This is a genomic window from Streptomyces sp. NPDC000345 (assembly GCF_042898825.1).
Lineage (GTDB): Bacteria > Actinomycetota > Actinomycetes > Streptomycetales > Streptomycetaceae > Streptomyces.
Window position 1 is genome coordinate 383550 of sequence record NZ_JBIAZE010000002.1, and the last position, 14424, is coordinate 397973.

The 14424-nt window shown below is 70.2% G+C and carries 8 protein-coding genes; 6 read left to right on the forward strand and 2 right to left on the reverse strand.

Annotated features, from left to right (window positions below; genetic code table 11):
• Positions 1-39: 39 nt before the first annotated feature.
• The 3 genes from ACFY30_RS06235 to ACFY30_RS06245 all read left to right on the forward strand — a co-directional run bounded on the left by ACFY30_RS06235 (position 40) and on the right by ACFY30_RS06245 (position 3323).
• Positions 40-345, forward strand: coding sequence for a 4a-hydroxytetrahydrobiopterin dehydratase (locus ACFY30_RS06235; RefSeq protein ID WP_390843975.1), 306 nt, complete (start codon positions 40-42; stop codon positions 343-345).
• A gap of 185 nt (positions 346-530) precedes the next feature.
• A complete protein-coding gene (locus tag ACFY30_RS06240; protein ID WP_390843976.1) occupies positions 531-1301 on the forward strand; it encodes a class I SAM-dependent methyltransferase in 771 nt (256 codons plus the stop codon).
• A gap of 156 nt (positions 1302-1457) precedes the next feature.
• A complete protein-coding gene (locus tag ACFY30_RS06245) occupies positions 1458-3323 on the forward strand; it encodes a rhamnogalacturonan lyase (RefSeq protein ID WP_390843977.1) in 1866 nt (621 codons plus the stop codon).
• 402 nt (positions 3324-3725) lie between these two features.
• On the opposite strand, the gene ACFY30_RS06250 is transcribed toward ACFY30_RS06245, so the two are convergent.
• Both ACFY30_RS06250 and ACFY30_RS06255 read right to left on the reverse strand, forming a co-directional pair.
• The gene (locus ACFY30_RS06250; RefSeq protein ID WP_390843978.1) at positions 3726-6392 is read right to left on the reverse strand and encodes a cellulose binding domain-containing protein; all 2667 of its coding nucleotides are present in this window, start codon (positions 6390-6392) and stop codon (positions 3726-3728) included.
• Between the two features lie 144 nt (positions 6393-6536).
• Positions 6537-9452: a glycoside hydrolase family 48 protein gene (locus ACFY30_RS06255; RefSeq protein ID WP_390843979.1), complete on the reverse strand. Its 2916-nt coding sequence runs from the start codon at positions 9450-9452 to the stop codon at positions 6537-6539.
• 263 nt (positions 9453-9715) lie between these two features.
• Between ACFY30_RS06255 and ACFY30_RS06260 the strand changes: the two genes are divergently transcribed.
• The 3 genes from ACFY30_RS06260 to ACFY30_RS06270 all read left to right on the forward strand — a co-directional run bounded on the left by ACFY30_RS06260 (position 9716) and on the right by ACFY30_RS06270 (position 14123).
• Positions 9716-11212: a cellulase family glycosylhydrolase gene (locus ACFY30_RS06260; protein WP_390843980.1), complete on the forward strand. Its 1497-nt coding sequence runs from the start codon at positions 9716-9718 to the stop codon at positions 11210-11212.
• A gap of 105 nt (positions 11213-11317) precedes the next feature.
• Positions 11318-13045 carry a glycoside hydrolase family 6 protein gene (locus ACFY30_RS06265; RefSeq protein ID WP_390843981.1) on the forward strand — a complete coding sequence of 576 codons (1728 nt, stop codon included), beginning with the start codon at positions 11318-11320 and terminating at the stop codon, positions 13043-13045.
• Between the two features lie 148 nt (positions 13046-13193).
• Complete coding sequence (locus ACFY30_RS06270; protein ID WP_390843982.1) at positions 13194-14123, forward strand: class I SAM-dependent methyltransferase; 930 nt, start codon at positions 13194-13196, stop codon at positions 14121-14123.
• Positions 14124-14424 lie beyond the last annotated feature (301 nt).

A 14424-nucleotide genomic window follows, 5' to 3' on the forward strand; every position in this document is an offset into this window, starting at 1 on the left:
GGCTGGACAGGTACGCGACACCAGGAAGGGAGTCGGACCATGGCCGTGGAACCGTTGTCGCAGAAGGAGATCGAGGACCGTCTGTCGGAGCTGCCGGGCTGGTCGCTGGACGGCGACCGTCTCACCCGCTCCTACCGGCTGGTCTCCCACTTCGCCGCGACGGCCCTGGTCGTCCATGTCGCGCAGATCCAGGAAGACCTCGACCACCATTCGGACCTCACCCTCGGCTACAACACGGTCTCCCTCTCCGTGAACACCCACAGCGTGGGCGGCGCCGTCACCGAACTCGACTTCCGGCTCGCCCGCCGGGTGGAGGAGGCGGCCGCCGGACACGGCGCGCACTGAGGCGGGCGACGGCATACTGACGCGAGGCGACGGCATACAGTCTGCGACATCCGGCATACGGCACCCGGTCTGCGGTCTGCGGTCTGCGGTCTGCGGTCCGCGGTCGGCGGGCCTGCGGTCCGCGGTATGTGCCCCTGCGGCGGGTCGCAGCTGGCATTCGGCCGACGGGCGGAACGGGAGGGCGGGTGCTGGACTACGACAAGGAAGCCGAACGCTACGACGCCTCGCGCGGCGGTGAGCCCCGCGCGGCCGCCGCCGCGGAGGCCGTCCTGGGCCTGCTGCCGCCCGGTGCGCGCAGTCTGCTGGACGTCGCCTGCGGCACGGGCATCGTCACCCGGCGGCTCGCGGCCGCGGGCGACGCCCTGCGCGTGACGGGCGTCGACCTGTCGCCCGCGATGGCCCGGCAGGCCGCCGCCCGGCTGCCCGGCGCGATCGTGCGCGCCGACAGCCGCCACCTCCCCTTCCGGGAGGCGCGGTTCGACGCCGTGAGCAGCGTGTGGCTGCTGCACCTCGTCGACGACGCCCGGGACGTACGGCGGATCGTCGCCGAGTGCGCCCGGGTGCTGAGGCCGGGCGGGGTCTACATCACCACCGTCGACAAGGGCGCCTCGCACAACGTGGGCAGCGACATCGACGGTGTCCTCGCCTCCCGCCCGCCCCGCCCCGCGTCCGACGCCGACGCGCTCGTCGAGGCGTACGCCGTCGGCTGCGGTCTGGTCCCGGCCGGGCGCGCCCGTTTTCCCGGCCGGGGGCAGGGCCGCAGCCCGCGCCGGGCGATCGCCGATCTGCGGCGCGGCTGGTTCGTCACCCTGCCGCCCGGACACCCCCTCGCCGACGAGTTCGCCGCCCGTCTCGCGGCCCTGCCCGACCAGGACCGGCCGCGGCCGGAGCCGGAGTTCACCCTACGGGCGTTCCGCAAGCCGCCGGTTCCGCGGACGCGTGGACGAACTCCCTGAGCGCGACGTCCACCAGCGGCTGTTCCGGCACCGCGTCGAACGGCCCGGGCGGATCGCTCGTACGGCGGCCGAACTGGCCGAAAGACAGGGCAACTCGGCCGCACCCCGTGGCGACTGGAGTGCGGAACCCGTCCGTCCTCTCTGGAGGTTCGTCCCGTGCAGCACCCGCACCGCAGACGCCGCGCCCTCCTCGCGGCGACGACAGCCGCCGTGGCCCTGGTCGCCGCCGGCCTGACCGCGCTCGGCACCGGCACGGCCGAGGCCGCCACCGCCCGCCAGGTCGAGGCCCTCGACCGGGGGGTCGTCAGCGTCCACACCGACAGCGGCAACCTCGTCAGCTGGCGCTGGCTCGGCACCGACCCCGACAGCGTCTCCTTCAACGTCTACCGGGCCGGCACGAAGGTCAACTCGACCCCCGTGACCGGCTCCACCAACTACTTCCACTCCGGCGCCCCCGCACAGGCCGACTACACGGTCCGCGCCGTCGTCAACGGCGTCGAACAGGCCGACTCCGTCCACGCGGTGCAGTTGCGCACCGGTTACAAGGACGTCCCCATCACCCCGCCGGCGGGCGGCACGACCCCGGACGGCGTGTCGTACAGCTACGAGGCGAACGACGCCTCGATCGGCGATCTGGACGGCGACGGCGCCCTGGACTTCGTCCTCAAGTGGCAGCCGACGAACGCCAAGGACAACTCCCAGTCCGGCTACACCGGCAACACGATCCTCGACGGGATCAAGCTCGACGGCACCCGCCTGTGGCGCATCGACCTGGGCCGCAACATCCGCTCCGGCGCCCACTACACCCAGTTCCAGGTGTACGACTACGACGGCGACGGCAAGGCCGAGGTCGCCCTGAAGACCGCCGACGGCACGGTCGACGGCACCGGCACGGTGATCGGCAGTTCCTCGGCCGACCACCGCAACTCCAGCGGATACGTCCTGTCCGGCCCCGAGTACCTGACCATGTTCAACGGCCAGACCGGCAAGGCGATGCAGAGCGTCGACTACGTCCCGGCCCGCGGCACGGTCTCCTCCTGGGGCGACTCCTACGGCAACCGCGTCGACCGCTTCCTCGCCGGGACCGCCTACCTGGACGGCTCCCGCCCCTCCCTGATCATGGCCCGCGGCTACTACACGCGCACGGTGATCGCGGCCTGGGACTGGCGAGGCGGCGCCTTCACCCGCCGCTGGACCTTCGACACCAACTCCTCCACCAACAGCGGCAAGGGCTACGACGGACAGGGTTCGCACAGCCTCTCCGTCGGTGACGTCGACCGTGACGGCAAGGACGAGATCGTCTACGGCGCGATGGCGGTCGACGAAAACGGCAACGGTCTGTGGACGACGAAGACCGGCCACGGCGACGCCCAGCACCTCGGCGACCTCGACCCGTCCCACGCGGGCCTGGAGTACTTCAAGGTCTCGGAGTCCGCCGGCCAGCCCGCCGAGCTGTACATCAACCCGGCCGACGGGACCGTCAACTGGCAGCTCGCCGCCTGCTGCGACAACGGCCGCGGCGTCGCCGGCGACATCTGGGCGGGCAACGACGGAGCCGAGGTCTGGTCCGCCTCCGACTCCTCCATCCGCGACGAGGCGGGCGCCACCAAGGGCCGTGAACCGTCCTCCGTCAACTTCCTCTCCTGGTGGGACGCCGACACCACCCGTGAGCTGCTGGACGGCACCCACATCGACAAGTACGGCACGTCCTCCGACACCCGCCTGCTGACCGGCTCGGACGTCCACTCCAACAACAGCACCAAGGCGACCCCGGCCCTGTCCGGCGACATCCTCGGCGACTGGCGCGAGGAGGTCGTCTGGCCGACGAGCAGCAACACGGCACTCAGGATCTACTCCACGCCGTACGAGACGACCACGAAGATCACGACCCTGCTCCACGACACGATGTACCGCACCGGCCTGGCCTGGCAGAACACCGCATACAACCAGCCGCCGCACCCGAGCTTCTTCATCGGCAACGGAATGCCGACGGCACCACGGCCGACGGTGTACACGCCGTGAACCGAAGCCCCGCCCGGGTCGGCAGGCTGAAGCGGAGCAGCACCGATGCGGACGCCGCCGAAGAGTCAGCCCGTCCTCCGCCGCACGAGTTCGCGCGCCGGCCTACGATTTTCGGCCGTGATCTATCTCTGTGGCTGGTTTGTGGTGCATGGTGTCTCGCACGGGATCCCGCTCCACCCCCGGGTGGTATCCCGCTCTCGGGCCCTGCCGTCCCCTGAACGGCGGGGCCCGCCGCTCCTCCCGGCTCCCCACGGGAGGCCAAGCGGCTGCCCGCGTGCCGAAGGCCCCCGCGCGCCCCGCTCCCGAGGCAGCACCGTCGGTACACGATGATCGCGCCGGCTCCCCGCCGTGGACACGACCGAGGGGCGCGTGCCCGGCGCGCGCCCCTCGGCTCGGCTCAGCTCAGGAGACCGTGCAGCTCTGGTCCCCCAGGGTGAAGGCCGCCGGTTTCGCGTTCGAGCCCGACCAGCTGCCGGTGAAGCCGAAGCTCACGGACGAGCCGGCCGCCACATTGGCGTTCCAGGTGACGTTCTTCGCCGTCACCGCCGAACCCGACTGCGTGTAGCCGGCGTTCCACAGCTGCGAGATCGTCTGGCCGTTGGGGAAGGACCAGCCGAGGCTCCAGCCGGACCAGGCGCTCGTGCCCGTGTTGGCGAGCTTCACGTCGGCCTGGAAGCCACCGGACCACTGGTTGGTGATGGTGTACGTCACCGCGCAGGCGCCGGTCGGGGTGGGCGTGGGATCCGTCCCGCCGCCCCCGCTGCCGCCTCCACTGGTGTCGGAGGTGTCGCCGTAGACGACACCCCGGCCGTTCGTCGACACGTAGACACGCCCGTAGATCCGCGGGTCACCGGTGATCGCCGCGCCCGTCCAACCCCACTGATGGGCGTCGTCGTTGATGCGCGTCCAGGTGGCGCCCTTGTCCGTCGAGCGGAAGATGCCACGGACCCCGGCGATCTTCGCGCTGGTGTAGAGCGTCTGGTACGAGGCTCCCGTCGCCGCCTTGCCGAAGCCGATCGTGTCGGCCTGTTCGACGGTCGACAGCTTGGTGAAGGTGGCGCCCGAGTCCGTGGAGTGCCACAGCCCGTACGCCCCGTCGCTCGCCCCGCCCGCCAGCCACACATCGCCCTTGGCGCCCGGCAGCGCCTTGAAGCGCACGCTGTCACCACTGGGCAGACCACTCGCGGACGAGGCCGTGAAGGTGGCACCGCCGTCGGAACTCACATAGAACTTGCCGGACTTGAAGCCGTAGAACGTCTTGGGGTCCACCCGGTCGGACTCGACGATCGCGCCGGAGGGGAGCCCGCCGGACGCGGACCAGGACGAGCCGAAGCCGGTCGTGTACTGCACCCCGGCACCCGCCGGGCTCCACACGAACCGGCTACCGTCGGCCGCCGCCGCGACCGTTCCGCCACCGCTGACCCCCGAAGGATCCGTCCCCGCGAACCAGTTGGCGCCGTTGTCCGTCGAGAAGGCCACATGCGGGCCCGAGTCCAGGTTGCCGACCCGCACCACCGTGTCCGGGTTGGTCTCCGCGTAGTCCAGACTCGTGGTCGTCGTGAAGTTCGGCGAGGTGAACATCATGGACGGCACCTTGGTCAGATCGGTGTGCCGGAAGCCGCCGACGTCACCGAGGGCGCTGAGCAGCGGGGCGCCGGCCGGGGGAGAGGCGAGGTCGTTGACCGCCGTCTCCTCCAGCCCCTGCACCATCGGCCTGACGGTGAACTGACCGCCGCTGTCCCAGTTCGCCAGGTTCTCCGTGCCGTAGATCGTCGCGCCCGTCCCGTACATCATGCGGCTGGAGTTGAACGGGTCGATCTCCAACGCCTCGGTCATCCAGCCCAGTTTGGGCGTCTGCTCCGGCGGCGAGGGGTTCGCGCCCCAGGTCAGCCAGGGCGACGAGGAGACGTCCATGGTGTAGCGGTTCGAGCGGTTGGGATACGACGTGTAGTCCCACGCCTTCGTCCAGGTCCCGCCGCTGTCGGTGGAGCGGAAGATCTGGGTGTCGGGCCACCAGGAGCTGTACGCGGTGGCCATGACGGTGCCGGGCTTCTGACGGTCCACCGTCAGCCCGCTGAAGCCGTAGTAGGTGTCGGCCTCCGCCACCGGGCTGATGTCGGTCCAGGTCCCGGTCGCCGTCGCGTACCGCCACAGCCGGCCCTTGCCGCCGTCGTACGGACCGCCCTTGTCGCTGTATGCGATGTACAGATAGCCGTTGGCGGTGTCCAGTACGCCCTTGTGCGCCAGGTATCCCGTCGGCTGCCCGGCCAGCCGGCTCCAGGTCGCCCCCGCATCCGTCGACCGGTACACCGCGTTGTCCTTGTCCGCGACCCCGACGTAGACCGTCTTCGTCGCCGTACCGGACGTGCCCGTCGACTCGTCGAAGGTGACCCAGACGATCCCCTGGTTGTCGCTCGCGTACCCGCTGGTGTCGCTGGGATCCTGTACGTAATTGCCGACGTTGGGGAAGTTCGTCACCTGCGACCAGGTGACGCCCGAGTCCGTCGACCGCCACAGCCCCTTGCCGCTCGGCGCGCCCAGGTACAGCACGCTGTTCCTGTTCGGGTCGACCGCGAGCCGCTCGCCCATGCCCCGGCCGGGCATGTTCCCGCCCAGCTTGAAGGGCAGGTCCGTCTTCTGCCAGCTGGCGCCCCGGTCCCCGGAACGCAGCACGGCGCCGTTCCCCGGATCCCAGCTGTTGGTGTACGTGCCGACCGCCGCGTACACCTTGTCGGGGTCGACGGAGTCGGAGGCCAGGCTCACCACGCCGGTGTGCCCCCAGTCCGCCCAGCCGACCGAGTCCAGCAGCGGTGTCCAGGTCTTGCCCGACTCCTGCCAGCGGTAGGCGCCCCCGATGTCGGTGCGCGCGTAGGCGAGGTTCTTCTCCTTGCGGTTGAAGACGATGCCCGGGACGAAGCCGCCGCCGTCGATCCGGGCGTTCTTCCAGGTGTACGACTCGGCGGCCGGCGCCGTCCCGGGCGCGGCGTCGGTGGCAAGGGCGGGCGGGCTGCCGGCGAGCAGGCCGGCGGCGAGCGCCAGCACAGCCGTCAGAATGCGCTTTCTTCGCACGGTGGGGGTCCTTCCTCGCGAAGCCATGTGGGAGGAGATCGGTGCGCAAAGGTGCGGTGCGTGTGGGGGCTGACGTGCGACTACCGGGCGGCCCCCATGCGGGAAGGGGCCGCCCGGCGCGGTACGCGGAGCGTTAGCGGGGACTTATTCGAGGAGCTCCGCGTACGAGCCCATGGCCAGGGCGATGTCGGCCTGGGCCCAGAACCGGTGGTACGTGAACACGGGCGCGGCGCCGCCCGCGAGATAGCTCTCGATCTTCGACCAGGCCGGGTCGTCCTCGTAGAAGGACCGGATCGAGGCGAAGGTCGAGGAGGAGTTGACGGTGTCGCCGTTCGGCATCGTGCCGCTCCAGCCGCTCGGGACGTACACGCCGTCGTCGAAGCGGTTGTAGTCGGCGCGGGTCTCGGGGACCGCGATGCCGAGGCTGTCCTGGTAGTTGGTCCACATGCCGTCCAGGAGTGCCTTGGCGGTCGTCTTGGCCTCCGTGTCGCCGGACTTGGCGGCGTAGTAGGTCAGTGTCTTGGCGTACGCGGCGGCCACGCCGACGTCGTTGGTGTAGTCGGCGACGGTGACGTGAAGTGCGGTGTTGGCGCCTGGACTCGACGCGTTCCAGGTGTCGGGACGGCCCGACCACTGGAGGGTGGAGGGGATGAGGAAGGTGCCGTCCGGGTTGATCGTGGTCTTGGACAGCGCCCAGTCGACCCATTTGTCGAGGACCGCTTTGGCCTGCGCGTTCCCCGTCTGCTGGTAGTACTCGGCGACCCGCTCCATCGACCACGCCTGGAAGCCGAACCACTGGTTGGACGGCGGGTCGTGGTAGACGGGCTGCTGGTCGTAGTACATGCCGTAGAAGGTCGGCGTGCCGGCCGGCGGGGTCGCGTAGCGGCCTGCCCAGCTGTTGGTCGCGCCGCCCGCGATGGCGCCCTCGCTGGACTGCAGCCAGCGGTAGAACTCCATCTGCCGGGTGAGGGACTTGGCCCAGTCCGCCTGGCCCGTCGCCGACTTGGGCTTCAGGTCGGTGTAACTGCTCAGCGCGTAGGCGGCCAGGGGGTTCTGGTAGCCGCCGTGCGTGTGGCTGGAGCCGATCCGCCAGGCCCAGCCGGCGCTGGTGTCGGTGGCGCCGCCCCAGGCGTAGTACCAGGAGAGCAGGTAGTGCGAGGCGTCCTTGCCGGTGCCGGCCGGGCACGCGGTCGGACCGACACAGTTGCCGATCTTCTTGAAGTACTTGTCGTACATCGCATACCGCAGATAGTCGCCCATCTTCGCGGCCTTGCCGACGGTTGCCGACACGTCACTGCCCTTGCCCTGCCCCTTCGCCCAGATGTCCGCCCAGTACGCGGCCTGCACGGCCCGCGCGTCGGCATCCGGGGCGTTGGTGAACTTCCACTGCTTGGCGTAGGAGGAGTCACCGGTGAACAGGTCCAGATACCCGTTCCTGCCGCCGTATGTGAAGGCGTCGCAGGTGGGCTGCGGAACCGTCTCCCACACCGACTCCTGCGCGCCGCGCTGGAAGGTGTTGATGTACGACGGTCCGGTCGCGGTCGGGCCGGCCTCGCACTTGCCGGGCTCGTTGCCGTATCCGTAGACGTTGTCGACGTCCTGGAGCCAGTGCATACCGTAGACGTCGTCCGTACCGTATGCGGTCTTCAGTTCACCGGCGATCGGATCCGATCCCACGGACACACCCGTGTCCAGCTTCGCCGGATACTCGTTCGGCGTGTCCAGTTCCGGCGCGTACGTCGCCGGCTTCGAGGCGTTGTAGAACGAGTTCGTCGGCTGGTCGGCATGGGTGGGGATCATGTACTTCTCCATGATCTCCCAGGCGCCGTTGAACTTGGTCCAGTCGCCCGTCACCTTGCCGTACATCGCCTGCAGCCACAGAAGGTAGCTGTAGGCCTCCGACGTCGTCTCATGGCCCTGGTCCGGCGCCTCGACGATCAGCGTCTCCACCGAGTGGTACGGGATGCCCTCGGGGGAGAAGTAGCCGTTCGCGGGGTTGGTGATCTTGCCGTAGAGGTCCAGGAAGCGGGCGTCGTACACCTTGCTGCCGGCGATCTCGGTGACCGTGACCGAGGCCTTGGCGTGCCCCGTGGCGGTCGACTCGAAGGTGGCCGCGCCCGTGCCCGAGGCGTTCGCGGTGACGGTCACCTTCTGGGCGGTGCTCCAGTTCGACGGGGTGAAGGTGAGGGTGGCGCCGCCGGTGACCGTCAGGCCCGTGTTGCCGCCGGTGCGGGCGGTCGTGACGGTCACGTCGGCCGACGGCTGGGTCGACAGCTTCAGCTCGTAGGTGCCCGTCTTGCCCTGCTGCACCGCCAGTTGGTTCGTGGAGGCGACGACGGCCGGTCCCGAGGCGACCGTGATGCCGACGGGCGTCGACGACGCCGACGCGCCCAGACTGTCGTAGGCCTTCGCCACCAGCGAATGACTGCCCACCGACAACCCGGAGGCCGACAGGGTGTAGGGCGAGCTCGTGTCGGTGCCGAGCAGGGTCGTGTCGTCGTAGAACTCGACCTTGGTGACGGTCGCGTTGTCGGCGGCCGCGGCGGTCGCCGCGAGGGGCACCGCGTCCCCTTGCGTGTACACGGCGCCCGCGGCGGGACTGGTCAGCACGGCGACGGGCGGCTGATGCGCGCCGGTGCAGGTGGTGCCGTTGACCGCGAAGCTCGTGGGGGCGGCGTTGGCGCCGCTGTAGGTGAACTGCGCACCGGTGCTCACCGCGGCACCCGCCGCGATCGTCCCGTTGTAGGTGGCGTTGTTCACCGTGATCTGCTGGCCGGACTGCGACCACGTCCCGTTCCAGCCGTTCGACAGCTTCTGGTTGCCCGTGTAGGCGTACGTCAGGGTCCAGCCGCTGATGGGGTCGGTGCCGCGGTTGGTGAGGGTCAGGTCCGCGGTGAAGCCGGACCCCCAGTCGTTCGTCTTGTAGTCCACGCTGCACTGAAGTGCCGCCGCGTGGGCGGGGGCCGAGCTCGTGCTCAGCATGGCGAGGGGAAGCGCGAGGGCCGCCACGACGGCGGTCCACAGGCGCCGCGCCCGGCGGCGTCTGCGTGAGGGATCCATGGTTCTGGTTCCTCCTTGCGGCTCGGAGCGGTGGGGGAGGAGCAACAAGCCTTGAACCAGTGGGAGCGCTCCCATAGTGAGGACGGGCGTGTGAACGGTCAAGGTGCTTGAAGAGTCGAAAAGATTCGACGCTGTAAGTTGAGGGAAAGTCAGCGACTCCCCTGTTCTTTGCCGGGACTTGGCGCTAGCTTCGAGACACCAGTGGGAGCGATTCCATCAGTCGACGCGTTCGTCACGACGCGCTGAGCTGCAAGGAGTCGCTCATGCGACGCCCCCCTCGTTCAGTGTTCTCAGCCATGGCCGGCCTGGTCGCCCTCGGGACGGGTGTGACCCTGCCGGTCATGACGGCGCAGGGAGCCACGCCCGCGTGCACGGTGGAGTACTCCGTCACCGGCCAGTGGGACGCCGGCTTCCAGGGTGCCGTGAAGATCACCAACAACGCGGCCCCCGTGTCCGCGTGGAGCCTGACCTTCGCCTTCGCCGACGGGCAGCAGGTCACCCAGGGCTGGAGCGCCAAGTGGTCCCAGTCGGGTACGACCGTCACCGCGGCGAACGAGAGCTGGAACGGTTCCCTCGGCTCGGGCGCCGTCGTCAGCGCGGGCTTCATCGCCTCGAAGGGTGCGACGAACTCCGTACCGACGGCGTTCAAGCTCAACGGCACCCTGTGCAACGTCGACAGTGATCCCACCCCCACGCCCACCCCGACCCCCACCGCGTCCCCCAGCACCCCGCCGGACACCGGCGACGCGCCGCCCGCGCTGCACGTATCCGGGAACAAGCTCGTGGACGCCGACGGCGCGACCCGCCGGCTGCTCGGCGTGAACCGCTCCGGCGGCGAGTTCATGTGCGTCCAGGGCCGCGGCATCTGGGACGGCCCGGTCGACGACGCGGCGGTGCGGGCGATCGCCGCCTGGAACGTCGACACCGTCCGCATCCCGCTCAACGAGGAGTGCTGGCTCGGCCTGTCGAACATCGACTCCGCCTACGGCGGTGCCGCTTACGTCGACGCGGTCAAGGACCTGGTGGCCCGCGTCGAGGCGCACGGCATGACACCGGTCGTCGAACTGCACTGGACCTACGGCCAGTACACCGGCAACTCGGCCGGCTGCTCCGACGTGCACGCCAGCTGCCAGAAGCCGATGCCCGACATGCAGTACACCCCGTCGTTCTGGACCTCGGTGGCGAACACCTTCAAGAACGACCAGGCCGTCGTGTTCGACCTGTTCAACGAGCCCTACCCGGACCGCGCGACCTCCACGACCACCCAGGCCTGGCAGTGCTGGCGGGACGGCGGCACCTGCCCCGGCATCGGGTACGAGGTCGCCGGTATGCAGGATCTCGTCGACTCCGTACGGGCCACCGGCGCCCGGAACGTGATCCTCGCCGGCGGGATCGCCTACTCCAACGACCTCAGTCAGTGGCTCACGTACAAGCCCACGGACCCGACCGGCAATCTCGCCGCCGCGTACCACGTCTACAACTTCAACTCCTGTGCGAACGAGAGCTGCTGGAACTCCACGCTCGCCCCCGTCGCCGCCCAGGTGCCGCTCGTGGCCGGGGAGATCGGGGAGAACACCTGCGCGCACGCCTTCGTCGACCAGGTCATGAAGTGGTTCGACGACCGGGGCCTGTCCTACCTCGGCTGGACCTGGAACACCTGGGACTGCTCCTCCGGCCCGTCCCTCATCTCCAGCTACGACGGCACCCCCACCGCGTACGGCACCGGGCTGCGCGACCATCTGCGCGCCCTCGACGGATAGGCGCCACCCCAGCAAGAGCCGCACGACCCAAGGGAACGGACAACATCCGCAACGGACAACTCCCGCAACGGACAACACCCGCAACGGACAAGGAAACCCGCACTCATGAGCCGTAGCAGAACAGCGATACTCGCCGCGCTGGCGCTGGTCGCCGGCGCCTCCGGGACGGCGCTCGCGGTGGTCCCCGGGGATCCGGGCATCGCCGCGATCCCCTGCACCGTCGACTACAAGGTGCAGAACCAGTGGGACACCGGCTTCACCGCCAACGTCACCGTGACCAACAACTCCGCCGCCAAGACGAGTTGGTCGGTGAAGTGGGCGTACGCCGGCAACCAGAAGATCACCAGCGGCTGGAACGCGAAGATCACCCAGTCCGGCACGGCCGTCACCGCGAACAACGAGACCTACAACGGGACTCTGGCGAACGGCGGTTCGGTCAGCTTCGGATTCCAGGGGTCCTACAGCGGCACCAACGCCGTGCCCACGACGTTCACGCTCGACGGCGTGACCTGCAACGTCGACAGCGGCACCGGCACCCCCACCGACCCCGGCACACCGACGGACCCGGGCACCCCCTCCACCCGGGTGGACAACCCCTACGCCGGTGCCAAGGTGTACGTGAACCCGGAGTGGTCGGCGAAGGCGGCCGCCGAGACGGGCGGCTCCCGCATCTCCAACCAGCCCACCGGCGTCTGGCTGGACCGCATCGCCGCCATCAACGGCGTCAACGGCGGCATGGGCCTGCGCGCCCACCTCGATGCGGCCCTCGCCCAGAAGGGGAGCGGCGAAGAGGTCGTCCAGCTGGTCGTCTACGACCTCCCCGGACGCGACTGCGCTGCCCTCGCCTCCAACGGTGAGCTCGGTCCGACGGAGATCGACAAGTACAAGACGCAGTTCATCGACCCGATCGCCGCGATCCTCGCCGACAGCAAGTACGCCGGTCTGCGGATCGTCACCACCATCGAGATCGACTCGCTGCCCAACCTGGTCACCAACACCGGCAGCCGGCCCACCGCCACCGCGGCCTGCGACACCATGAAGGCCAACGGCAACTACGTGAAGGGCGTCGGCTACGCGCTGAACAAGCTCGGCGCCATTCCCAACGTCTACAACTACATCGACGCCGGTCACCACGGCTGGCTCGGCTGGGACGACAACTTCGCCCCGTCCGCCCAGCTCTTCTACGAGGCCGCCAACGCGGAAGGGGCGACGGTCGACGACGTGCACGGCTTCATCACCAACACGGCGAACTACAGCGCCCTGAAGGAGAACAACTTCACCATCAACGACTCGGTGGCCGGCAAGTCGGTCCGTGAGTCGAAGTGGGTGGACTGGAACCGGTACGTCGACGAGCTGTCGTACGCGCAGGCCTTCCGCACCCAGCTGGTCTCCACCGGCTTCCGGTCGAACATCGGCATGCTGATCGACACCTCGCGCAACGGCTGGGGCGGCTCCGCACGGCCCACCGGCCCGGGCGCCACGACCAGCGTGGACACCTACGTCGACGGCGGCCGCTACGACCGTCGCATCCACATCGGCAACTGGTGCAACCAGTCCGGCGCCGGCCTCGGCGAGCGCCCGCAGGCCGCACCGGCCGCCGGGATCGACGCGTACGTGTGGATGAAGCCGCCGGGCGAGTCCGACGGCTCCAGCTCCGCCATCGCGAACGACGAGGGCAAGGGCTTCGACCGCATGTGCGACCCGACGTACACGGGCAACCCGCGCAACGGGAACAACCTGTCCGGCGCTCTTCCGAACGCCCCGCTGTCCGGGCACTGGTTCTCGGCCCAGTTCCAGCAGCTGATGCAGAACGCCTACCCGCCGCTGTCGTGACGGCGCGGTAGTCCCCGTCCGGCCGCTCCAGCTCGCAGGGAGCGGCCGGACACGGCGGCAACGGTATTTGCCGTCCCGGCAACAGAAGTGGCCTTCCTGCGGTGCGTCGGAGCACGCTGACGGCATACCGGACGAGAGGCTGACCACCATGGCGCACCACCCGCACCAGCAGCAGCACGGGCGAGAGCACGGACCCGACCACGAGCACGGCACCGGCCACGGCCACAGCCACGGCACGGAGATCGACTGGGCGGAGTTGGCCCCGCACCTCGAAGCCCAGGCCGAACTGTTCATGCCCCTGTACGAGCGGGCCCTCGCCTGGCTCGGCAAGGAGGTGACCGAGCCGGGGCTGATCGTCGACGCGGGCAGCGGCCCCGGAGTCGTCGCCTGCCTGTTCGCCGAGACCTTCCCCGGCGCTCGCGTGCTGGCGGTCGACGGCTCCGAGCCGCTCCTGGACCGGGCCGGGCAGCGCGCCGCCCGGCTGGGGTACGCCGACCGCTTCGGCACCCTCGCCGGTGATCTCCCCGGCGTGCTCGAGGAGTTGGACTACCCGGCCGATCTGCTGTGGGCGGGCCGCAGTCTGCACCACCTGGGTGACCAGCGTGCCGCCCTCGCCGCCTTCGCGGAGCGGCTCGCGCCCGGCGGGACCCTGGCGATCATGGAGGGCGGCCTGCCGAGCCGGTTCCTGCCGCGCGACCTCGGCCTCGGCCGTCCCGGCCTGGAGGCGCGGATCGACGCCCTGCAGGAGGAGTGGTTCGCGCGCATGCGGGCCGACCTGCCGGGTTCCGTCGCGGTGACCGAGGACTGGTCGGCGCTGCTCGGTTCCGCGGGTCTGAAGCACACCCGCACCCGCAGCTTCCTGCTCGATCTTCCGGCCCCCGCCTCCGACCGGACCCGCGCCTACGTCGCCACGTCCCTGTCCCGGCTGCGCGACGTCTTCGGCGACGCCCTGGACCCCGAGGACCGCGCCGTACTGGACCGCCTCCTCGACCCCGACGACCCGGCGGGCGTCCACCGCAGGCCGGACGTCTTCGTACTGGCGGCCCACACGGTCCACACAGCGGTCAAGCCGACCTGACCACCCCGCACAGCCGTCCGCCCCCCACCTGACCCTTCCCCGCGACTGGTCCACGTGGTCTCGGCCCACACCCGGCCCTGCGAGCGTCCTGCCTGACCGTGCCCACCGGGCTGGGTCCACATCACCGGCCCGTGTGACCGGCCCGCGCGGGCGGGCCACGCGGTCGACATCGCACCGTCTCGCCCGTCCGGACCGCGGGCCGGTCCGGACGGGCGGCCTCGTTCCCGGCCCCGCCGGTGCACCGGCGGGAGGCGTTTCCGGGTGGGCCGGCGTCCCGCGGGCGCCGTCGGCGCGGCCGGGT

Bases quoted from the DNA above. Each gene is read 5' to 3' on its own strand.
- ACFY30_RS06270 (WP_390843982.1), top strand. From the start codon at position 13,194: ATGGCGCACCACCCGCACCAGCAGCAGCACGGGCGAGAGCACGGACCC.
- ACFY30_RS06265 (WP_390843981.1), top strand. From the start codon at position 11,318: ATGAGCCGTAGCAGAACAGCGATACTCGCCGCGCTGGCGCTGGTCGCC.
- ACFY30_RS06235 (WP_390843975.1), top strand. From the start codon at position 40: ATGGCCGTGGAACCGTTGTCGCAGAAGGAGATCGAGGACCGTCTGTCG.
- ACFY30_RS06260 (WP_390843980.1), top strand. From the start codon at position 9,716: ATGCGACGCCCCCCTCGTTCAGTGTTCTCAGCCATGGCCGGCCTGGTC.
- ACFY30_RS06255 (WP_390843979.1), bottom strand. From the start codon at position 9,452: ATGGATCCCTCACGCAGACGCCGCCGGGCGCGGCGCCTGTGGACCGCC.